The organism is Bradyrhizobium sp. CCBAU 45389, assembly GCF_028128625.1.
GTDB lineage: Bacteria > Pseudomonadota > Alphaproteobacteria > Rhizobiales > Xanthobacteraceae > Bradyrhizobium > Bradyrhizobium liaoningense_B.
Window position 1 is genome coordinate 63,383 of the sequence record NZ_LBIY01000077.1, and the last position, 19,759, is coordinate 83,141.

The window sequence follows — 19,759 nt, forward strand, 5'->3', positions numbered from 1 at the left end:
TCCTGCCGGGCAACCTTAGCGCCTCGACGATCCGAACGAAAGATTGTTGTTGACGACAACAATTGTCCTGCCCAACATTATGGTCAAAGCAGCCCGGAACGAGGCTGCAGCCGATCCCTGCTACGGGCGAGGAGGAAACCATGACAACCGCCGCACGCGGTGAAGCTTCAAGCCTGTTCGCAGCGCCCAGGACCGTCGCCGAGCATCGCGCCGACGGCAGCATCGTGCTGCGTTCGCCCGAGCCCTTGCGCGAGAGCGCCCGCTGCATCGGGGACTGGCTGGAGCATTTTGCGCGGCAGACGCCCGACACGATCTTCCTCGCCGAGCGTGGAAGCATCGACGCGCCATGGACCACCGTCACCTACGCGCAGGCTCTGCGGCAGGTGCGCGGGGCGGCGTCGTGGGTCCTCGCACAAGGCCTCAGCGTGGAGCGCCCGCTTGCAATCCTCTCCGACAACAGCATCGATCACGCTCTGCTTGCACTGGCCGCCCAGCATGTCGGCGTGCCCTCGGCCGCGATCTCGCCGGCCTATTCGCTGATGTCGAAAGATTTTGACAAGCTCAAGAGCATGATCGCGTTGCTGGAGCCCGGTGCGATCTATGTCTCTGCGACAAAGCCGTTTGCGGCCGCGCTGGCCGCGATCGAGCCGCTGCACAACGCGCAGATCATCAGCGGCAATGCCGATGACGCCGATGCGCTCGCGTTCCGCGCCGTTGCAGCAACCCCGGAAAGTCCGGAGGTAGCAAAGGCTTTCGCTGCGCTCACGCCTGATACGATCGCAAAATTCCTGTTCACGTCAGGCTCGACCGGAACGCCCAAGGCGGTCATCAACACCCAGCGCATGCTGACCTCGAGCCAGCAGGCCAAGGCGCAGACCTGGACGTTCCTCGAGCAGAGCCGCGATCTCGTCATTCTCGACTGGCTGCCCTGGAGCCACACCTTCGGCGCCAACCACAATTTCAACCTCGTGCTGCGCAACGGCGGCTCGCTCTATATCGACGGCGGCAAGCCTGCGCCCGGTCTGTTTGCGACGTCACTCGCCAATCTGAAGAGCGTGATGCCGACGGTCTATTTCAACGTGCCGCGCGGCTTCGACATGCTGATCGCGGCGCTACGCGGCGACGAGGAGCTGCGCCGCCGCTTCTTCAGCGAAGTGAAATTCGCCTTCTATGCCGGTGCGGCGCTGCCGCAGAATCTCTGGGATGCGCTCGAAGAGCTCTCCGTCGAGACCGTCGGCCGTGCGCTGCCGATGGTCTCGGCCTGGGGCTCGACCGAGACCTCGCCGCTCGCGGCCGACTGTCATTTCCTCGCCGAACGCTCCGGCAATATCGGCGTGCCGATTCCCGGCACCGAATTGAAGCTCGTCCCGTCAGGCGACAAGCTCGAGGTGCGCGTGCGCGGCCCTAACGTCACGCCGGGCTACTGGAAGGCGCCCGAGCTGACGAAGCAGGCGTTCGACGAGGAGGGGTTTTATCTAATCGGCGATGCGGTGAAGCTTGCCGATAGCGCGCGGCCGGAGCGCGGCCTGTTCTTCGACGGCCGTGTTGCGGAGGACTTCAAGCTGAATTCCGGCACCTGGGTCAGTGTCGGCACGCTGCGGGTGGCCGGCATCGCCGCGCTGGCGCCGCTCGCGCAGGACATTGTCGTGTCAGGCCATGGCGGCGACGAGGTGCGCTTCCTGGTGTTTCCGAACATCGCGGCCTGCCGCGCTCATGCCGGCTTGCCCGAGACGGCAGCTGTGGGCGACGTGCTGGCGCATGCCAAGGTTCGCAGCGCGATCGCGCAGGGTCTCGCGAAGCTGAAACGGCAGAGCGCAAACTCCTCCGGCCATGCCACGCGCGCGCTGCTGCTCGCCGAGCCGCCGTCGGTGGACGGCGGCGAGATCACCGACAAGGGCTACATCAACCAGCGCGCCGTGCTGACACGGCGTGCGGAGGCGGTGGCGCGGCTGAACGACGATGCGTCGGGGGAGTGGGTCGGGTTGTAACGGCCGAGGTAGCGAAGCCACATTCCGCTGTCATTCCGGGGCGCGCCTCTTGGCGCGAGCCCGGAATCCATTTCACCGCAGGTGGTTGCACGATGGATTCCGGGTTCGCGCTGCGCGCGCCCCGGAATGACGAGCGGGATACGCCAGTCATCCTGTCGCAATATCCTGCCGATTCTTTTGTTGCCTAAGCAACTAATTTGTGCGAACCGTTCGAGACGAGGACGACGGCGGGCGAACCGCTGCGTCCGATCTCGGAGGAAACAATGCTCGGCAGGAAGGGTGCCGCGGGCACACGCGGGCGCATGCCCAAAGCCGCCAGTACGACGCAGCCGCGGCGCGGCGCGTCAGCTGTAGCCGCTGTCGGTCACCGCGCCGAGATTCTCGTGCAGCCGGCGGAGCAGATCGATCAGCATCTCGCGCTCGTCCTTGCTCAGGCAGGACAACAGGCGCCGCTCGCGCTCGAACGCTGCCACGATCACCTTGTCATGGGTGGCGCGGCCCCTTGCGGTCAGCGAGATCGAATGGGTGCGGCCGTCGTTGGGATCGGTGCGGATCGAGATCAGCCCGCGCTTCTCGAGGCCGGCGAGCGTTCGGCTCACGGGCCCCTTGTCGAAGCCGATGACGTGGCAGATGCGCGAGGCGGGAATGCCGGGCTCGATCGCCAGCAGCGACATGATCCGCCATTCCGTGACGTTGACGCCGAACTGCTTCTGGTAGAACGCGGTCGCGCTGTTCGAGAGCTTGTTGGCGATGAAGGTGATGAACGCCGGCACGTAACGCTCGAGGTCGAGCGTCGGCCCCGCATCCGTGGGCGCGGGCTTCTGGCGGGCTTTGGTCGAGGACGGCGGCATATCGGGCTTCTGACTCGCGAGGTGCCCGAAGACCTAAGGGCATGCGCCGCCCTTTCACAAGATCAAAATGAGGGAGGACTTCAATGAGCGCACCCGGCTCCGCCGTATCAGGCGTCCCGCATCTCGACGTCGATCCCTTCGACATGAATTTTTTCGCCGACCCCTATCCCACGCATGAGCTGCTGAGGGAGGCGGGGGCGGTGGTCTATCTCGACAAGTGGAAGGTCTACGGCGTGGCGCGCTATGCCGAGGTCCATGCCGTGCTGAACGATCCCGCGACGTTCTGCTCCAGCCGCGGCGTCGGCCTGTCCGATTTCAAGAAGGAGACGCCGTGGCGGCCGCCGAGCCTGATCCTGGAGGCCGATCCACCTGCGCACACCCGCACCCGCGCCGTGCTGTCAAAAGTGCTGTCGCCGACCGTGATGAAGCAGGTGCGCGACCGTTTCGCCGCGGCGGCGGAGGAGCGGGTGGATGCGCTGATCGAAAAGCGCAGCTTCGATGCAATCACGGACCTCGCCGAGGCGTATCCGCTGTCGATCTTTCCCGATGCGCTCGGGCTGAAGGCTGAAGGCCGCGAGCATTTGATTCCCTATGCGAGCGTCGTGTTCAACGCCTTCGGTCCGCCCAACCAGCTCCGCCAGGAGGCGATCGAGCGTTCGATGCCGCACCAGGCCTATGTCGCCGAGCAATGCCAGCGCGAGAACCTTGCGCCTGGCGGCTTTGGCGCCTGCATTCATGCGCAAGTCGACGAGGGCGCCATCACGGCCACCGAGGCGCCGCTATTGGTGCGCTCGCTGCTGTCGGCGGGCCTCGATACGACGGTCAACGGCATCGGTGCGGCGGTCTATTGTCTCGCACGCTTTCCCGATCAGTGGCAGCGCCTGCGCGGCGATCTCTCGCTGGCGCGCGGCGCTTTCGAGGAGGCGGTGCGGTTCGAGAGCCCGGTGCAGACCTTCTTCCGCACCACCACGCGCGAGGTCGAACTGTCGGGCGCGCGGATCGGCGAGGGCGAGAAGGTGCTGATGTTCCTTGCTGCCGCCAATCGCGACCCCAGGCGCTGGGACAGCCCCGACAGCTACGACATCTCCCGCCGCACCTCCGGCCATGTCGGCTTCGGCTCCGGCATCCACATGTGTGTCGGCCAGCTCGTCGCCCGCCTCGAAGGCGAGGTGATGCTGACGGCGCTGGCCCGTCGCATCGCGAAGATCGAGATCACGGGCGAGCCGAAGCGCCGCTTCAACAACACGCTGCGCGGGCTCGACAGCCTGCCTGTCACCATCACCCCGGCCTGACGAGGAGTTTTGATGCCCGCCATCACCTTCATTCATCCCGACGGCAAGTCCGACCGCGTCGAGACCGCAGGCGGCGAGAGCGCCATGCAGGCTGCGACCCGTCACGGTCTCGACCGCATCCTGGCCGAATGCGGCGGCAACGCCATGTGCGCGACCTGCCACGTCTATGTCGACGAGAGCTGGCTCGCGCACCTGCCTGCGATGGCCGACGACGAGGACGCGCTGCTCGACGGCACCGCCGCCGAGCGGCTGCCGAACAGCCGGCTGTCCTGCCAGATCAACATCACGCCCGAACTCGATGGGCTCGTGCTGCGTCTGCCGGATCGGCAGGTCTGAATCTCGATGTGCCGGCAACGACCGGCGACCAACACACAGGGGAGGGAATGATGAAGCATCTGAAGTGGACGCTCGCGCTGGCCGCGAGCCTGATGGCCGGCGCGGCGAATGCCGAGATATCGGACAACGTCGTACGCATCGGCGTGCTCAATGACATCTCGGGCATCTTCCAGGACACCAACGGCATGGGCTCGGTCGAGGCCGCGCGCATGGCGGCGGAGGATTTCAACGGCGGCGGCAAGGGCATCAAGGTGGAGATCGTCTATGCCGACCACCAGAACAAGGCCGACGTCGGCAATGCCATCGCGCGCAAATGGCTCGATGTCGAAGGTGTCGATGCCATCGTCGACGTGCCGAATTCGGCCGTCGGCCTCTCCATCAACACGCTGCTGCGCGACAGCCGCATGACCTTCCTGGCGTCCTCGACGGCAAGCTCGGATCTCACCGGCAAGGCCTGCTCACCCAACACTATCCAATGGGTCAACGACACCTGGGCGACCGGCAACACCACCGCGGCCGCAATGGTGTCGCGCGGCGGCAAGGACTGGTACTTCCTCACCGTGGACTTTGCGCTCGGCAAGGGCATCGAGGCGGAAGCGCAGAAATACATCGAGTCGCATGGCGGCAAGGTGATCGGCTCGTCAAAACATCCGCTCGGCACCTCCGATTTCGCCTCCTTCCTGTTGCAGGCGCAGAGCTCGAAGGCGCAAGTGATCGGCCTTGCGAATGCCGGCGGCGACACCATCAATGCGGTGAAGCAGGCCGCCGAGTTCGGCATCCAGCAGAGCGGGCAGAAGCTCGTCGCCTTCCTGCTCTTCATCAACGACGTCCACGGCATGGGCATCAAGGTCGCGCAGGGCCTCCAGCTCATGGAAGCCTTCTACTGGGACATGAACGATGATACCCGCGCATTTGCCAAGCGTTTCGCCGCGCGGCCCGGCATGAACGGCAAGATGCCGAGCGGCAACCAGGCCGGCGTCTATGCTTCGACGCTCGCCTATCTCAATGCGGTCGCGGCGACCGGCAGCGACAATGCCAAGGACGCCGTGCCGGAGATGAAGAAGTTCAGGGGCAAGGACAAGCTGTTCGGCGACACCACGATCCGCCAGGACGGCCGCGTCGTGCATCCGATGTACCTGTTCGAGGTGAAGAAGCCGGAAGAGTCGAAATATCCGTACGACTATTACAAGCTGGTCTCGACCATTCCGGCGGACCAGGCCTTCCGACCGCTGGCGGAAGGTGGGTGCGAATTGGTGAAGTAGCGGGAGAGAGCGCGGTCTGTCACCCTCCCCTGGAGGGGGAGGGTCGATCGCGCGCAGCGCGAGCGGGGTGGGGTGATCTCTCCTCGCGGGCACTCCTCGAAGCGGAGAGACTGTCGCCCCACCCCGTCTCATGTCTCGCTTCGCTCAACATGCGCCGACCCTCCCTCTCCAGGGGAGGGTAAGAGAAACGCCCTTACACCACCTTGCTCGACCCCTGCGTGATCAACCGCGCCGCCCGCTGATCCCGCGCGTAGATCCAGAGCCAGCTCAGCGCGACGCTGAGGCGGTGGCGCAGGCCGATCAGGAAGTAGATGTGGGCGATGCCCCAGATCCACCACGCGATGGTGCCGCGCAGCTTGACCTTGCCGAAATCGATGATCGCGAGCCGCTTGCCGATCTGCGCGAGGTTGCCGGAATGCTTGTAGCGAAACGCGCCTTGATTCTCGCCGCGCAGCCGTGCCTTGATGGTTTCGGCGACGTGGCGTCCCTGCTGCTTGGCGGCCGGCGCGATGCCCGGCACCGGCTTGCCGTCCCAGGCGTTGATGCTGACGGTGTCGCCGATCGCGAAGATCTCGGGATGACCTGGAATGGTGAGGTCGGCCTCGACCTGCACGCGCCCGGCGCGATCGCTCGGCGCACCGAGCCATTCGGCGGCGGGTGAGGCGCGCACGCCGGCGGCCCAGATGCGGGTCTTGGCCTCGAGCAGCTTGCCGCCGAACACGACGCCCTCGCGGTTGATCTCGGTGACGGCCTGTCCCAGCACGACCTCGACGCCGATCTTTTCCAGCGAGGCCTGCGCATACGCGGAGAGTTCGTCGGGGAAGCCCGCGAGCACGCGCGGACCGGCCTCGATCAGCACCACGCGTGCCTTGTGGGTGTCGATGTTGCGGAAGTCGGCGGGCAGGGTGTGATGCGCCATCTCGGCAATGGTGCCGGCGAGCTCGACCCCGGTCGGGCCGGCGCCGACGATGACGAAGGTCAATCGCGCCGCGCGCCGCTGCGGATCGGTCTCGCGTTCGGCGCGCTCGAATGCCACCAGGATGTGCCGGCGCAAGGTGGTCGCATCCTCCAGCGTCTTCAGGCCCGGCGCCCATGCCTCCCATTCGTCATGGCCGAAATAGGCGTGCCGTGCGCCGGTCGCGAGCACCAAGGTGTCGTAAGGCACCTCGCTGCCGTCGTCGATCAGCACGCAGCGCCGCTCGGCATCGACGCCGCTCACCGTGGCAAACAGCGTCGTCACCTCGCGCCGGTCGCGCATTAAATGCCGGATCGGCCAGGCGATCTCGCTGGTCGCGAGCGAGGCAGTCGCGACCTGGTAGAGCAATGGCTGAAACAGATGGTGGTTGCGGCGGTCGATCAGCGTGATCTCGACCGGGGCGCCTGCGAGCCGATGAGTCGCCTCCAGCCCGCCGAAGCCGGCGCCGACGATGACGACGCGATGGGGATTTGCGGCCATGATGCACCTCGAATCTCGCTGCTTCTCTTACTTATTTAAGTGCGGATTGGGCCGCGCGGTCCAATAGCCGTCATCAATCGCGGCATAGGCCGGGTGTATCGAACATCCCGCGAAAAAGCGCCGCAGTCCCCGGACCGGCCCTAGGCCGGCCTCGGTCGAAGTGAGTAGAATTATATTTCTTGCCATCGCCGATTGGGGCGAAATATGGTGCAGGGGTAGGCGCTGAGCCATTGGCGGCTCGACAGATTTTGCGTTCAATAGAGACAGGCCCGGGGCGGCGATCACCCCGTTTCCGGGACCAATAATAAGGAGGGGAGTGGTTATGAGGACGGCATTCTGGCTGGCGGGCGCAGCGGCGCTGGTGCTGGCGAGCCCGGCATTCGCCGGCGACACCATCAAGATCGGTTTCGTCTCGACCTTCAGCGGCCCGACCGCCGTGATCGGCAACGACATGCGCAACTCCTTCGAGCTCGCGCTCGACCATCTCGGCCGCAAGATGGGCGGCAAGCCGGTCGAGGTGATTTACGAGGACGACGGCCAGAAGCCGGATGTCGGCAAGCAGAAGACCGAGAAGCTGGTGCAGTCCGACAAGGTCGATTTCATCGTCGGCTACATCTGGTCGAACGTGCTCCTGGCCTCGCTCAAGACCGCGGTGGATTCCAAGACCTTCCTGATCTCGGCCAATGCCGGCCCGTCGCAGCTCGCCGGCGAGCTCTGCTCGCCTTACGTGTTCTCGACCTCCTGGCAGAACGACCAGACCCCGCAGGCGGTCGGCACCTACATGAACCAGAAGGGCGTCAAGTCCGTATTCCTGATTGGGCCGAACTACGCGGCCGGCAAGGACATGCTGGCCGGCGTCAAGAGCACCTTCAAGGGCGAGGTGGTCGGCGAGGAATATACGGTGTGGCCGAGCCAGCTGGACTTCTCCGCCGAGCTCACCAAGGCCAAGAACTCCAAGGCCGAGTCGATCTTCGTGTTCTATCCGGGCGCGGCCGGCGTCCAGTTCCTGAACCAATATGCGCAGGCCGGCATCAAGCAGCAGATCCCGCTCTACACCGCCTTCACGATCGACGAATTGTCGCTGCCGCTGCAGAAGGACAACGCGCTCGGCGTGCCCGGCGCGCAGCAATGGGTCAACGACCTGCCCAACGAGGAGAACAAGAAGTTCGTCGCCGACTACCGCAAGAAGTACACCAGCCTGCGCCCGACCTTCTACGGCGCGCAGTCCTATGACGCCGCGAACCTGATCAACAGCGCCGTGGTTGCCGTGAAGGGCGACACTTCCAAGAAGGACGAGATGAAGGCCGAGATGGAGAAGGTGAACTTCAAATCGGTGCGCGGTCCGTTCAAGTACGGCAACAACCACATCCCGATCCAGAATTTCTACCTGCAGGACGTGGTCAAGGACGCCGAAGGCCAGCTCGCGCTGAAGACCGTCGCCACCATCGTCGAGAACGACCAGGATCGTTTCCACGACAAGTGCAAGATGAAGTGAGCTCTCGCTCTTCCCCTCTCCCCGCTTGCGGGGAGAGGCGGAGACCTACACCCTTGGCATGCTCGCGGGCCGCACCTCGCGCGCCTGCGCTGCGAGCCTGATGCCGGCGTTGGCGGCGCCAAAGCCTTGATAATTCCTGCGCTCGACGATCTCGAAGAAGAAGCGCTCGTCAAAAATGTGGGTGTAGACCTGGAAGAACTCGCTGTCGCCCTCGCGGTCGTAGAGGATGTGGTTGGCGCGCAGCTGCGCCATCAGCTCGGGTGCGAGATCGTATTTGGCTTCGATGTCGTCGTAATAGTTGTCGGGGATGTCCAGGAAATCGGCGCCGCGCTTGCGCATCGCGGCGACGGTGGCAAAAATGTCCTGGCATGCGAAGGCGACATGCTGCACGCCTGAGCCAAAGAATTCCGAGATGAAGCGCGCCGGCAGCGTGCGGTTGGCAGAGGAGCCGTTGAGCACGAAGCGCAGGCTCTGGTCGGCGTTGATGATGGCCTGGCTCTGCACGAGGCCTCTGGGATCGGCGATCTCCATCTGCGGCAGGCGCTTCAGGTCGAGGATGCCGGTGTAGAACAACAGCCAGGACAGCATCTCGTCATAGGGCATCGACTGCGCGATGTGATCGACGGCGAGCAGGGCGTCGGCGCTTGCATCGCTTGCGACTGGTTCGAAATCGGTGTCCCAGTTCTTGCCGGCCTGATCGAGGAAATAGAGCAGGCTGCCGCCGACGCCGTGGATCGCGGGAATCTCGAGCTCGCCCGGTCCGACCGGCTGGTAGAAGGTGCGCGCCTTCAGCGTCTCGGCGCGCTGCATGGCACGGCCGGCATTGTCGACGTCGAGCGCGATCGCGCAGACGCCGGGGCCATGCGTCACGTAGTGCGAATGCGCAAAACCGTCGGTCTCGCAATTGATGACAAGCTCGACCTTGCCCTGCGACCAGCGTTCCACCGCCTTGCTGCGGTGCTTGCCGCTCTTGCGGAAGCCGAGCTGCGAGAACAGGTGGGCGAGCTCGCCGGCCTTGCTCTCGTTGACGGCAAACTCGATGAACCCCGTGCCGCGGCTCTTCGCCTTCGGCGCCAGCGGCTCGCCGGCAAATTTCGGCCAGTCCGGTGCGAGCTGGTCTTCCAGCAGGATCAGCGAACGCAAGCCGTCGACCGCGGTCTGCGCGGCCGAGCCGGCGCGGAACTGGTCGTTGAAGATCTCCAGCGACAGCGGCCCGGCATAGCCGGTCGCCGCAATCGCTTGCATGAACTCGCCGACCGGCAGATCGCCCTGGCCGGGGAAGGAGCGGAAATGCCGGCTCCACGAGAGAATGTCGAGCTCGAGTTTTGGCGCGTCGGCAAGCTGCACCAGAAAGATCTTGTCGCCGGGGATCGAGGCCATGGCGCGGGTCGGAAAGCCCGGCGCCAGCGCATGAAAGCTGTCGAGGATGACGCCGATCGCGGGATGATCGGCGCGGCGCACGATCTCCCAGGCATCACGATAGTCGTTGACGTGGCGGCCCCAGGCCAGCGCCTCGTAGCCGACACGCAAGCCACGTTTTGCGGCATGCTCGCCGAGCTCGCGAAAATCGTCCGCTGAGCGATCGATGCCGCCGAGCGAGGCGGGCGACACGTTGGAGCAGATCAGCAAGAGATCGGTGCCGAGCTCCTGCATCAGATCGAATTTGCGTTCGGCGCGTGCGAAATTGCGCGCGCGCTGCGGCTCCGGCATGCCCTCGAAATCACGGAACGGCTGGAACGCGCAGATTTTGAGATTGAGGTCGCCGCAGAGCTTTGCGATGTCGCGCGGCCCTGCGCCGAACGAGAGCAGATCGTTCTCGAATATTTCGACCTCGTCGAAGCCGGCGGCGGCGATGGCGCGGAGCTTTTCGTCCAGCGCTCCTGAGAGAGAGACGGTCGCGATCGAGCGTTTGTTCATGCTGCGTTGTCCTCCATCGCGCCCCCAAGGAACAATTGTCCAATGCGGGGATCGTTCAAAATGCGCTCCGCCTTGTCGACCATGCGGGTCTGGCCAAGCTCGAGCACGATGCCGATGTCGGAAATCTCCAGCGCGGAGCGCGCGTTCTGCTCGATCATCAGGATGGTGACGCCGCGGTCGCGCAAGCTCTTGAGGATGTCGAAGGTCTGCTGCACCATCAGCGGCGACAGGCCGATCGAGGGCTCGTCGATCAGCACCAGCTTCGGTTCGAGCAGCAGCGATCGCGCGATCTCGAGCTGCTTCTGCTCGCCGCCGGAGAGCGTCGAGGCCTGCTGCGCCGATTTGCGGCGCAGCGCCGGAAACAGGTCGAGGGCTGCCTCGATCCGCTTGGGCAGGTCGATGTCTTTCCCCGCCGAGACCCCGCCAAGCTCGATGTTGCTGCGGACCGAGAGCTCCGGAAAAATGTTGCGGCCCTGTGGCACGTAGCAGATGCCGGCATTGAGCAGCGCGCGCTGGCTCAGATTGGTGACGTCGCGGCCGGCAAAGCTGATCTTGCCGTCGCGCAGCTTGAGCAGGCCGAAGATCGCCTTGAACACGGTGGATTTGCCGGCGCCATTCGGACCGATGATCGTGGTGATGGTCGCCGGCGGCACCGAAAATGTGGTGCCGTTTAAAATCGTCATCTTGCCGTAGCCGCCGACGAGGTTGTGAACCGAGAGGATCGGGTCGCTCATGGTTACCTCCTCAATGTCCGAGATAGGCTTCGATCACGGCGGGGTTCTTGCGAACCTCGTCGGGACGTCCCATCGCCAGCACCTTGCCTTCCGCCATCACCATCACGCGCGAGCACAGCGACATCACGAACTCCATGTTGTGCTCGATCACGACGAAGGTCGCGTTCTTCTCGCGGTTGATCGCGACCAGCCGCTCTTTGAGATCCGCCAGCATCGACGGGTTGACGCCACCGGCGGGCTCGTCGAGCAGCACGAGGCGCGGTCCGCCCATGAAGGCCATGGCGGCATCGAGCAGTTTTTGCTGGCCGTAGGACAGGCCGCCGGCGGGCTCGTCGGCGAGATGGTCGAGCTTGAAGAAGCCGATCATCTGGTTGGCGGCTCCGGTCAGCCCGGCGTCGGAGCGGCCGACCAGGCGCGAGGCCATGTTGCCCTGGTGCTCCTGCCCGGCGAGGATCAGGTTCTCGCGCACCGAGAGTTTTGGAAACACTTGCAGCAGCTGGAAGGTGCGGCTGACCCCGAGCTTGTTGAGCTCGGAGGGACGCAGGCCGGTGACGACCTGGCCGTCGAGCTTCACCTCGCCGCCCGATGGCGTGAGCTGGCCGAGGATGCAGTTGAACAGCGTGGACTTGCCGCAGCCATTCGGGCCGATCAGGCCGAGGATCTCGCCTTCGCGCACGTCGAAGCTGACGCCGTTGACCGCGTGGATGCCGCCAAAGCTCTTCTTGATGTCGGTGACTTCGAGGACCGCGCTCATTGCACCGTCTCCAGGCGCGACTTGGCGACGGCGCGCAGCGCGGAGGCCGCCTTGGTCCGCCGCGCCGCCATGTAACGATCGAGGATTCCCAGAATGCCGGTCGGCGACCAGATCAAGAGCAGCATCACCGCGACCGCGTAGAGCATCAGGTAATAGCCTTCGGTGAAGCGCAGCCATTCCGGCAGCAGCACCGCGATCATGGCGCCGAGGAACGGGCCGAAATAGAAGCCGGCGCCGCCGACGATCACCATCATCAGGAGGTCGAGCGAGAGCGACAGGTTGAAGGGAACAGGATCGATATATTGCGTCAGCGGCGCATAGAGCGCGCCGGCGACGCCGCCGAGCGCCGAGCCGATCGCGAACGCCATCAGCGTGTAGCGCCGCGTGTCGATGCCGAGCGATTGCGCGCGCAAGGGATTCTCGCGCAGTGCCATGAAGGCGCGGCCCCAGGGCGAACGGATCAGCCACCACACCGCCAGCGACACGATCGCGAGCGAGCCGAGGCAGACATAGTAGAACGGCAGCGGCTTGTTGGTCGCGATGCCGAAGATGTGCGGACGCGGAATGTTGGAGATGCCGTAGATGCCGCCGGTGAGCCAGCTCTCGTTGCGGAAGACGAGGAAGGCGAGGGTGGAGAAAGCGAGCGTGACGAAGGCGAGATAGTGGTGCTGCACGCGTAGCGCGGGATAGCCGAGCACCCAGCCGACCGCGAAGCTCAAGGCGATCGCGACCAGGATCGCGGCCGGCAGCGGCCAGCCATGGGTGGTCATGATCGCGGCGGCATAGGCGCCGATGCCGACGAAGGCGCCCTGTGCCAGCGAGACCTGGCCGGCATAGCCGAGCGTGAGGTTGAGACCCATCGCGGCGATGCTCATCACCGCCCATTGGCTCAGGATGAACAGGCCGTAGCGGTTGAAGTTCATGGGGATGAAGATCAGGCCGGCGATGACGGCAAGGCCGAGCGCGATCTTCAACGGTTTGGCGAAGCCGCTCATACGGTGCGCTCCTCGGCGCGGCCGAGCAAGCCCTGCGGCCGGAACAGGATGACGGCGATCAGGAAGATCATCGGCACGGCGGCGCGGTACTGCGTCGAGACATAGGCGGCCGCGAGATTGTCGAGCACGCCGATCAGGAGGCCGCCGGCGATCGCGCCGCGGACCTGGTTGAAGCCGCCGACGATCGCCGCGATGAAGGCGGCCTGGCCCAGCACCTCGCCGGAGGAGAACTTTGCGAGGTAGATCGGCGTGATCAGCAGCGAGGCCAGCGCGACCAGGAAGGCGTTGATCAGGAAGGTCAGGAGGATCATGCGCTCGACGGGTACGCCGATGATACGCGCGACCGTCGGGTTCTGCGCCGCCGCCTGCATCTGGTGGCCGAGCGAGGTGCGGTTCAGCAGCGTCGTCAATCCAAGGACGGCGAGAATGGCGACGACGAGCACGCCAAGACTCTGCAGCGAGACGGCGTGGCCGAGGATGGAGATGTCGCCGGTCGGCACGATCGACGGGAAGGGCGAGGCTTCGGCGCTGAAGAACTGCTTGACGGCTTCCTTGATGCCGATCGCGAGCGCCATGGTCGCGATCGCCAGCGGCAGCACGCCATGGCGCATCATCGGATCGACCAGCAGCATCTTGAAGGCAAGGCCCAGCAGGATCATCGAGAGCAGAATGCCGAGGATGATCGCGAGCCAGAACGGCGCGCCGGCATGCATCGCCGCCAGCATCAGGAACGCCGGCAGCATCACGAACTCGCCCTGCGCGAAATTGATGGTCTGCGAGGTTTGCCACAGCAACGTGAAGCCGACCGCGACCAGCGCGTAGATCGCGCCGGTGGCCAGTCCTGCGACCAGAAGATCGAATAGGTTGGACATGTTCCCCTCTTTCCTCTCCCTCTCCCCGCTCTCTCTTCCCCCTCTCCCCGCCTGCGGGGAGAGGGTCGGGGTGAGGGGAGCCTCCGCAAGGAGGGTGACAGCTGGATTCGCGGAGGGTCCCCCTCACCCGCCGCGCTTCGCGCGTCGGCCTGTCCCCGCGTGCGGGGAGAGGCAAAGAACGCCTCACTTCACCTTCGGCAGCACCTGCTTCACGACCTGCTTGCCTTCGACCACCTCGACCAGGAAGCTCTGGCGGTCGATGTCGCCGGTGTCGCTGAAGGTGACGTCCATCAGGATGCCCGGCTCGTCCGCGGCCTTGATGGTCAGGCCGTGCAGCGTCTCGGCGAACTTCTTCGGGTCGACCTTGCCCATCTTCTCGGTGGTGGCCTTCACCATGTAGACGGCGAGGTAGCCCTTCAGGCCGTTATGGTCGGGGACGTAATTGTACTTCTTGGAAAACTTCTCGCGGAACGCCTTGATCAGATCGACCGGCGCATCGGTGGTGAGGCCGACATGGCCACGTGCGCCGTTGGCGGCTTCGCCTGCAAGCTCGATCACCTTCTGGCCGATCAGCGTGGTCTCGCCCATCAGCGGCGCGGTGACGCCCTGGCGCTTCAGCTCTTTGAGGATGCGCGCGCTCTCTTCCTCGTTGAGATAGACGAACACCGCGTCGGGATTGGCGGCCTTGATCTTGCCGACGTCGGCGGCGAAGTCGGCCTGGCCTGCTTCGGTCGACAGATCCGCGACCACCTTGGAGCCGAGCCGGTCGAGCTCCTTGACCACGACGTCGCGGCCGCCGCGGCCGAAGTCGTTGTTGACCCAGACCACCGCGACGGTCTTCGCCTTCATCTCGTCGTGAATGTACTTTGCGACCTTCGGCATCGACGATTGCTGGCCGAACGAGGTGCGGAACAGGAACTTGTTGCCGGCTTGCGTCAGCTCGGCGGCTTCGCCGCCCATGATCTGCGCGATGCCGGCTTCGGCCGCGAGCGGCGCGGTGACCTTCACCGAGCCGGAATAGCCGGGTCCGAGCAGCACATAGGGCTCGGCGTCGAGCGCCTTCTGCACCTGGGCGCGCGCGACGCCGGGGTTGGATTGCGAGTCGGCGTGGGTGACCTCGAGCTTGCGGCCGAGCACGCCGCCCTTGGCGTTGATCTCCTCGATCGCGAGGTCGATGCCGTTCTTCCAGTTGGTGCCGACGGTGGCGCCGCCGCCCGACAGTTCGGCGACGTCGGCGAGCTTGATCGCCTGGGCGTGAACGCTGGTTGCAGTCGCGAAGGCAAGCAGGGCGCCTGCCAGCAAGGTCGATTTCATGGTCTCTCCTCCCATTGTCGTTGATGTTGTCGGCGGCCTTGTGTCCGGCCGCTTCCGTTACGCTGCGTGATAGGTCGAACTTCGTGCCGCCATCACCTCGTCGAATGCCTCTCCCATGACTTCGGTCGATGGGGCAAGGCCGGTGAACAGTTCGAACGCGTCGGCGGCCTGGTAGATCGCAAGCTCCCGCCCGGTCATGATCCGCGCGCCCTTGGCTTTGGCCGCTGCCAGCAGCGGCGTGATCAGCGGCGAATAGACGGCGTCGGCGACCCACAGGTTTTCGCGCAGCAGCGAGGCCGGGACCGGGGTGTCCCGGTTCGGCAGCATGCCGACCGGCGTGCCGTTGACGAGGCCGGTTGCGCCGTCAAGCGCGTCCTCGACGCTCGCGGCGACCCGCGCGCCACCATGCCTCGCCAGCAGCGCGGCGAGTTTTTCGGCCCGCGCCGGCTCGCTGTCGAAGATGCGGAGATCAGTCACCTTCAGGCTCGCCAGCGCAAAGGCGATCGCCTTGCCGACGCCGCCGGTGCCGATCACGGCCACTGCATTTCCGGAAGAAGCCAGCAGCGGCGCGACCGCGCGCGCAAAGCCCGTCGTGTCGGTGTTGTGGCCGATCAGCCTGTTATCCCTGACGACGACGGTGTTGACCGCCGCCATCCTCGCCGCAGCCGGTGCCAGCTCGTCGAGCAGCGGCACCACGGCCTCCTTGTAGGGGAAGGTGACGTTGACGCCGGCAAAGCCGAGCCGCCGCACGCCTTCGAGCATCATGGCGAGGCCGGCCGCGTCGGCGCCGGCGACCTCGATGAGCTGGTAATGGCCGCGCAGGCCGAGCGCCTCGGCGGCGCGCTCATGCATGGCGGGGGATGCGGAATGCGCGATCGGCGCGCCGATCAGGCCGGTGAGGAGCTTTTTGCTGGCGGCGTATCCGCGCTTCGACATGGTTCGCAATCGTCTCGTTGGGAGCGTTCGATCCCGGCCAATAGCGGGGAAATCGACGCAAGTCCAAGGGGGCCTCCACGTGCGACGATAGTCTTTCCCCCGCCTAACACAATTACCCTTTTATCCAGCAAACCTAACATAATGTTATTTCTTCCGTCCGCGCGCCGGAGCCGCCTTGCCGTTGCCGCGGGACGGCTCGACCGCGCGCATCTCGGCGCGCAGGGATTCGATGAAATATTCGACGTGAAGCGACAGCGGCGCGCCGCGCTTGACCGCGATATAGGTGTCGAACCGCGTCGGCTCGGTGATCTTCAAGAGCTCGATTCCGGGATAACCGCCATGGGCCACCGTGAACTGGTCGATGATGGCGATGCCGAGGCCCGCCTTCACCAGCGCGCAGACCGTGGTGCCGAAGCGCGCGCGGATGGTGATGTTGTAGTCGAGCCGGTGGCGCGCGAAGATCTCGGCCATGATGCGGCCGTAAGGGTCGTTGGGATCGATGCCGATCAGCGGATAGCGGGTGATCTCGGCGGCGGAGACCTGCTTGCGGCCGGCGAGCTCGTGGCCGGGCGGGACGATGCAATAGAGCTCGCCCGAGGCGAGCGGCATGAAGTCGAGCCCGGAATGCTCCAGCCGGTAGCTCATCGCGACGCACTCGCCGCGGCCGAGCAGGAGATAGTCGATGGCCTCCTCGAGCTTGAGGATGTTGATGTCGATGCCGAGATCGGGATAGCGGCGGCGGACGCGCTCGATCGCACGCGGCACCATGACCTGCGAGATGCTTGGCACCGACCCGATGCGCAGCTCCGACAATCCGCCGCGGCCGATCTTGGAGATGATCTCGGAGAGATCGTCGACCTTCTTGTAGACGCCGTTGATCTGCTCGAAGATGTTCTCGGCTTCCGGCGTCGGGAAGTAGCGGCCGTTCTGGCGCTGGAAGAAGCGGATGCCGAGCGAGCGCTCGGTGTATTTGACGAGGCGGCTGATCCCCGGCGCCGAGACGTTGAGCAGCTTCGCCGCGCCGCCTATGGTGCCCGTCACCATCACGGCACGGATCACTTCAACCTGGCGCAGCGTCATCATGGTCTTGGTATCCGAAAACGATCGTGGCGGCGATCATCTCACGAGAGATGCGCTGTCATCCAGCGGCAAGTGTGTGCCGACGTGGAGAGCTGCGCGCGCTGCCTTCCCCTCCAGGGGAGGGTAAGCGTGCAGCCCAATCGTGAGGGATGGCGGAGCAATTTCCCGGTCAGAGTGTTTCGACTAAAATCTGCGCGTTCAGATGGAAGGGCGTCGTCGTCGCGCGATCTTTTTGCATCGGCGTCGCTTGCTGCAACTGCGTTCTAGCTCGCCGGGCCCTCGGGCAAAATGTTGCCCGCCAACTCCGCGCGCTCGCTGTGCAGCACCTCGCGTGCGAACTCGATGATCTTCTGCTTGTTTGCCGTTTCACGTACGGCGAAAAACACGCGGTTCAATTCCAGGCCGAGCACGCTGTTGAGGGCGATGTTCTCGTCGTCCATCGTTGCTTTCCCGCTTTCTACGCCTTTAGGTGTAACTTGAGGTCACTTCTTCCACAAGTAGATTAAGGCCTTGGAGCAGGTCCCCACCGGTAAACTACGGGACTAGCGAATTGAGGCAGCCCTCGAATACGTGCTATACGGGACGGTGTGGGTCAGGGAATGCACCGATGTCCGCCGTAGACTATGGCCGGGAGGCGCTCGACTTCATTGAAGGCCTTGGGGCTTATCGCACCGTCCCAGACGCGATGAATGCGCTTGAATCAGCCTTCGGTCGCTTCGGCTTCGAAACCATCATCGTGACGGGCCTGCCGAATCCCGATCAGCGCTTTGCGCAGATGGTGCTCGCCAAGCGCTGGCCCGCGGGCTGGTTCAACCTGTATACCCAGAACAATTACGACCGCGTCGACCCGGTGGTGCGGCTGTGCCGGCAATCGGTCAATCCGTTCGAATGGTCGGAAGCCCCCTATGACGCCGAGCTTGAGCCTGATGCGGCCGAGGTGATGAACCGCGCCGGCGATTTTCGCATGTCGCGCGGCTTCATCGTGCCGATCCACGGGCTCACCGGCTATGAAGCCGCTGTGTCGCTTGGCGGCGTTCATCTCGACCTCAATCCCCGCAGCAAGCCGGCGCTGCACCTGATGGCGATGTATGGCTTCGACCACATCCGCCGTCTGCTCGAGCCGGCGCCGTATCCCTCGACGCGTCTCACCCCGCGCGAGCGCGAGGTGATCTCGTGGGCCTCGCAGGGCAAGTCGGCCTGGGAGATCGGCGAGATCCTGCACATCACGCAGCGCACGGCCGAAGAGCATCTTGCAACCGCCGCGCGCAAGCTCGGCGCGGTCAACCGCACGCATGCAGTGGCGCTGGCGATTCGCGGTAAAATCATCAATCCGTAAGCGACGTACTGGGAAATTTCCCAATATCGAACCTGCGTCTTTTGGCAGATTCTTTCCCCCATTGAGGCTGAATGGGGGTTTTCATGATTCACGCAATTTCCGCGGTCAATCGCCACCTTTACGAAGACGTACTCGAGCAACATTTCAGGCTGCGCCACGACATCTTCGTCGAGGAGCGGCGCTGGGAGACACTGCGCCGGCCTGATGGCCGCGAGATCGATTCCTATGACGACGAGGACACTGTTTATCTGCTTGCGCTGGAGGGCCGGCGCGTCGTCGGCGGCCACCGGCTCTATCCGACGACCAAGCCTTCGATGATGAGCGAGGTCTTCCCGCATTTGGCGGCGGTGCGCGGCTGCCCTTCGGATCCGCTGGTCTGGGAGTGGTCACGCTACTTCGTCGTCCGCGACCGGCGCGACGGCGCTCTCAACCTGCAACTGATGGCGGCGGTGCAGGAGTTCTGTCTCAATCAGGGAATCGCGCAGGTCAGCGCGATCATGGAAACCTGGTGGTTGCCGCGCTTCCACGAGGCGGGCTTCGTCGTGACGCCGCTCGGCCTGCCGGCTCTGGTGGAGGACGCATGGACCATGGCGGCCACCATCGATATTCGACGACAGACGCTCGATGCCCTGCATGATCGCATCGGCATGGCTTCCGTCGTGCAGCAGGACGGCCCGCGTCTGGACGCCGTCGCCCGTGCCAACCTCTGCGGTCTTGCTGCCGCACAACGAAAGAGCGCCTGAGATGTCGAACATGATGCGGGACAGCCAGATCATGGCGCAAACCCAGGACGAGAACCTCGGCTACATGTCCGACATGGCACTCGAGCTCGCGCAGATGGCGGAAGACTCCGGACTGACGACGCTCGCCTATCTGTTCCGGATGGCGGCACTGGAGGCATCGACCGTCAACAGCGTGCTCGCCGAGCCGGACGATTTTCCTCAGCAGATGACGTCGCACTAGACGCATCCTTCCTTCATTCGACGACGTGCGCACCCTCTCCCCGGTCGGGGGGAGGGTGATGTCATTTGGGTGCGGCAGGTTGCCCCATCCTGTGCGGCAGCCTTTTTGCATTGCGAGGCGCGTCTCGGCCGCGTGTGCCGGGATGCAACAAAGTGCATGTTTAATGTCGAATCGCTCT

General features: G+C 64.7%; 19 protein-coding genes. 8 read left to right on the forward strand and 11 right to left on the reverse strand.

The genetic code is table 11. The features are described 5' to 3' along the window. The first annotated feature begins 140 nt into the window (after window positions 1-140). Entirely contained in the window at window positions 141-1,988 is a 1,848-nt protein-coding gene (locus tag XH79_RS10500) for a feruloyl-CoA synthase (protein ID WP_271581652.1), read from the forward strand. Window positions 1,989-2,332: 344 nt separating this feature from the next. Here the strand turns inward: XH79_RS10500 and XH79_RS10505 are convergent, their stop codons facing one another. After that, entirely contained in the window at window positions 2,333-2,839 is a 507-nt protein-coding gene (locus XH79_RS10505; protein ID WP_271581653.1) for a MarR family winged helix-turn-helix transcriptional regulator, read from the reverse strand. Between the two features lie 83 nt (window positions 2,840-2,922). Here XH79_RS10505 and XH79_RS10510 point away from each other — a divergent pair, with 83 nt between their 5' ends. The 3 genes from XH79_RS10510 to XH79_RS10520 are packed head-to-tail and all read left to right on the forward strand — an operon-like array spanning window position 2,923 to window position 5,729. Continuing rightward, window positions 2,923-4,131, forward strand: a complete 1,209-nt coding sequence (locus tag XH79_RS10510) for a cytochrome P450 (RefSeq protein ID WP_271581654.1) — start codon at window positions 2,923-2,925, stop codon at window positions 4,129-4,131. A gap of 12 nt (window positions 4,132-4,143) precedes the next feature. Beyond that, window positions 4,144-4,467: a 2Fe-2S iron-sulfur cluster-binding protein gene (locus XH79_RS10515; RefSeq protein WP_271581655.1), complete on the forward strand. Its 324-nt coding sequence runs from the start codon at window positions 4,144-4,146 to the stop codon at window positions 4,465-4,467. A gap of 50 nt (window positions 4,468-4,517) precedes the next feature. Further along, window positions 4,518-5,729: an ABC transporter substrate-binding protein gene (locus tag XH79_RS10520; RefSeq protein ID WP_271581670.1), complete on the forward strand. Its 1,212-nt coding sequence runs from the start codon at window positions 4,518-4,520 to the stop codon at window positions 5,727-5,729. Between the two features lie 193 nt (window positions 5,730-5,922). Here XH79_RS10520 and XH79_RS10525 read toward each other — a convergent pair whose 3' ends face one another. Then, window positions 5,923-7,185 carry an NAD(P)/FAD-dependent oxidoreductase gene (locus tag XH79_RS10525; protein ID WP_271581656.1) on the reverse strand — a complete coding sequence of 421 codons (1,263 nt, stop codon included), beginning with the start codon at window positions 7,183-7,185 and terminating at the stop codon, window positions 5,923-5,925. A gap of 322 nt (window positions 7,186-7,507) precedes the next feature. On the opposite strand from XH79_RS10525, the gene XH79_RS10530 reads away from it, so the two are divergent. Further along, window positions 7,508-8,680 carry an ABC transporter substrate-binding protein gene (locus XH79_RS10530; protein ID WP_212340701.1) on the forward strand — a complete coding sequence of 391 codons (1,173 nt, stop codon included), beginning with the start codon at window positions 7,508-7,510 and terminating at the stop codon, window positions 8,678-8,680. Between the two features lie 45 nt (window positions 8,681-8,725). On the opposite strand, the gene XH79_RS10535 is transcribed toward XH79_RS10530, so the two are convergent. The 9 genes from XH79_RS10535 to XH79_RS10575 all read right to left on the reverse strand — a co-directional run bounded on the left by XH79_RS10535 (window position 8,726) and on the right by XH79_RS10575 (window position 17,722). Further along, entirely contained in the window at window positions 8,726-10,597 is a 1,872-nt protein-coding gene (locus tag XH79_RS10535) for a bifunctional sugar phosphate isomerase/epimerase/4-hydroxyphenylpyruvate dioxygenase family protein (RefSeq protein ID WP_271581657.1), read from the reverse strand. Beyond that, window positions 10,594-11,331 (reverse strand): ABC transporter ATP-binding protein, encoded by a 738-nt coding sequence (locus tag XH79_RS10540; protein WP_271581658.1) that lies wholly within the window; start codon window positions 11,329-11,331, stop codon window positions 10,594-10,596. The genes XH79_RS10535 and XH79_RS10540 overlap by 4 nt, the downstream gene beginning before the upstream one ends. Window positions 11,332-11,341: 10 nt before the next feature. Then, window positions 11,342-12,085 (reverse strand): ABC transporter ATP-binding protein, encoded by a 744-nt coding sequence (locus XH79_RS10545; RefSeq protein WP_271581659.1) that lies wholly within the window; start codon window positions 12,083-12,085, stop codon window positions 11,342-11,344. Beyond that, window positions 12,082-13,080 (reverse strand): branched-chain amino acid ABC transporter permease, encoded by a 999-nt coding sequence (locus XH79_RS10550; protein ID WP_212340705.1) that lies wholly within the window; start codon window positions 13,078-13,080, stop codon window positions 12,082-12,084. The genes XH79_RS10545 and XH79_RS10550 overlap by 4 nt, the downstream gene beginning before the upstream one ends. Next, window positions 13,077-13,952, reverse strand: coding sequence for a branched-chain amino acid ABC transporter permease (locus XH79_RS10555; protein WP_271581660.1), 876 nt, complete (start codon window positions 13,950-13,952; stop codon window positions 13,077-13,079). The genes XH79_RS10550 and XH79_RS10555 overlap by 4 nt, the downstream gene beginning before the upstream one ends. Before the next feature lie 183 nt (window positions 13,953-14,135). Continuing rightward, window positions 14,136-15,266 carry an ABC transporter substrate-binding protein gene (locus XH79_RS10560; RefSeq protein ID WP_212340706.1) on the reverse strand — a complete coding sequence of 377 codons (1,131 nt, stop codon included), beginning with the start codon at window positions 15,264-15,266 and terminating at the stop codon, window positions 14,136-14,138. Between the two features lie 57 nt (window positions 15,267-15,323). After that, window positions 15,324-16,202: a shikimate dehydrogenase gene (locus XH79_RS10565; protein WP_212340708.1), complete on the reverse strand. Its 879-nt coding sequence runs from the start codon at window positions 16,200-16,202 to the stop codon at window positions 15,324-15,326. A 144-nt stretch (window positions 16,203-16,346) separates the two neighbouring features. Beyond that, complete coding sequence (locus XH79_RS10570) at window positions 16,347-17,285, reverse strand: LysR family transcriptional regulator (protein ID WP_271581661.1); 939 nt, start codon at window positions 17,283-17,285, stop codon at window positions 16,347-16,349. A gap of 260 nt (window positions 17,286-17,545) precedes the next feature. Continuing rightward, the gene (locus tag XH79_RS10575; RefSeq protein WP_212340712.1) at window positions 17,546-17,722 is read right to left on the reverse strand and encodes a hypothetical protein; all 177 of its coding nucleotides are present in this window, start codon (window positions 17,720-17,722) and stop codon (window positions 17,546-17,548) included. Between the two features lie 167 nt (window positions 17,723-17,889). Between XH79_RS10575 and XH79_RS10580 the strand changes: the two genes are divergently transcribed. The 3 genes from XH79_RS10580 (at window position 17,890) to XH79_RS10590 (ending at window position 19,581) form a co-directional block, all read left to right on the forward strand. Then, window positions 17,890-18,618: a LuxR family transcriptional regulator gene (locus XH79_RS10580; RefSeq protein WP_271581662.1), complete on the forward strand. Its 729-nt coding sequence runs from the start codon at window positions 17,890-17,892 to the stop codon at window positions 18,616-18,618. A 71-nt stretch (window positions 18,619-18,689) separates the two neighbouring features. Continuing rightward, window positions 18,690-19,361, forward strand: a complete 672-nt coding sequence (locus XH79_RS10585; RefSeq protein WP_245003635.1) for an acyl-homoserine-lactone synthase — start codon at window positions 18,690-18,692, stop codon at window positions 19,359-19,361. A 1-nt stretch (window position 19,362) separates the two neighbouring features. Beyond that, on the forward strand, window positions 19,363-19,581 hold the full coding sequence (locus XH79_RS10590) for a hypothetical protein (protein WP_212340716.1): 219 nt from the start codon (window positions 19,363-19,365) through the stop codon (window positions 19,579-19,581). Window positions 19,582-19,759 lie beyond the last annotated feature (178 nt).

What these genes read in the sequence shown, in the direction of transcription:
- XH79_RS10500 (WP_271581652.1), top strand. Translation starts at nt 141, where the DNA reads ATGACAACCGCCGCACGCGGTGAAGCTTCAAGCCTGTTCGCAGCGCCC.
- XH79_RS10505 (WP_271581653.1), bottom strand. Translation starts at nt 2,839, where the DNA reads ATGCCGCCGTCCTCGACCAAAGCCCGCCAGAAGCCCGCGCCCACGGAT.
- XH79_RS10510 (WP_271581654.1), top strand. Translation starts at nt 2,923, where the DNA reads ATGAGCGCACCCGGCTCCGCCGTATCAGGCGTCCCGCATCTCGACGTC.
- XH79_RS10515 (WP_271581655.1), top strand. Translation starts at nt 4,144, where the DNA reads ATGCCCGCCATCACCTTCATTCATCCCGACGGCAAGTCCGACCGCGTC.
- XH79_RS10520 (WP_271581670.1), top strand. Translation starts at nt 4,518, where the DNA reads ATGAAGCATCTGAAGTGGACGCTCGCGCTGGCCGCGAGCCTGATGGCC.
- XH79_RS10525 (WP_271581656.1), bottom strand. Translation starts at nt 7,185, where the DNA reads ATGGCCGCAAATCCCCATCGCGTCGTCATCGTCGGCGCCGGCTTCGGC.
- XH79_RS10530 (WP_212340701.1), top strand. Translation starts at nt 7,508, where the DNA reads ATGAGGACGGCATTCTGGCTGGCGGGCGCAGCGGCGCTGGTGCTGGCG.
- XH79_RS10535 (WP_271581657.1), bottom strand. Translation starts at nt 10,597, where the DNA reads ATGAACAAACGCTCGATCGCGACCGTCTCTCTCTCAGGAGCGCTGGAC.
- XH79_RS10540 (WP_271581658.1), bottom strand. Translation starts at nt 11,331, where the DNA reads ATGAGCGACCCGATCCTCTCGGTTCACAACCTCGTCGGCGGCTACGGC.
- XH79_RS10545 (WP_271581659.1), bottom strand. Translation starts at nt 12,085, where the DNA reads ATGAGCGCGGTCCTCGAAGTCACCGACATCAAGAAGAGCTTTGGCGGC.
- XH79_RS10550 (WP_212340705.1), bottom strand. Translation starts at nt 13,080, where the DNA reads ATGAGCGGCTTCGCCAAACCGTTGAAGATCGCGCTCGGCCTTGCCGTC.
- XH79_RS10555 (WP_271581660.1), bottom strand. Translation starts at nt 13,952, where the DNA reads ATGTCCAACCTATTCGATCTTCTGGTCGCAGGACTGGCCACCGGCGCG.
- XH79_RS10560 (WP_212340706.1), bottom strand. Translation starts at nt 15,266, where the DNA reads ATGAAATCGACCTTGCTGGCAGGCGCCCTGCTTGCCTTCGCGACTGCA.
- XH79_RS10565 (WP_212340708.1), bottom strand. Translation starts at nt 16,202, where the DNA reads ATGTCGAAGCGCGGATACGCCGCCAGCAAAAAGCTCCTCACCGGCCTG.
- XH79_RS10570 (WP_271581661.1), bottom strand. Translation starts at nt 17,285, where the DNA reads ATGATGACGCTGCGCCAGGTTGAAGTGATCCGTGCCGTGATGGTGACG.
- XH79_RS10575 (WP_212340712.1), bottom strand. Translation starts at nt 17,722, where the DNA reads ATGGACGACGAGAACATCGCCCTCAACAGCGTGCTCGGCCTGGAATTG.
- XH79_RS10580 (WP_271581662.1), top strand. Translation starts at nt 17,890, where the DNA reads ATGTCCGCCGTAGACTATGGCCGGGAGGCGCTCGACTTCATTGAAGGC.
- XH79_RS10585 (WP_245003635.1), top strand. Translation starts at nt 18,690, where the DNA reads ATGGGGGTTTTCATGATTCACGCAATTTCCGCGGTCAATCGCCACCTT.
- XH79_RS10590 (WP_212340716.1), top strand. Translation starts at nt 19,363, where the DNA reads ATGTCGAACATGATGCGGGACAGCCAGATCATGGCGCAAACCCAGGAC.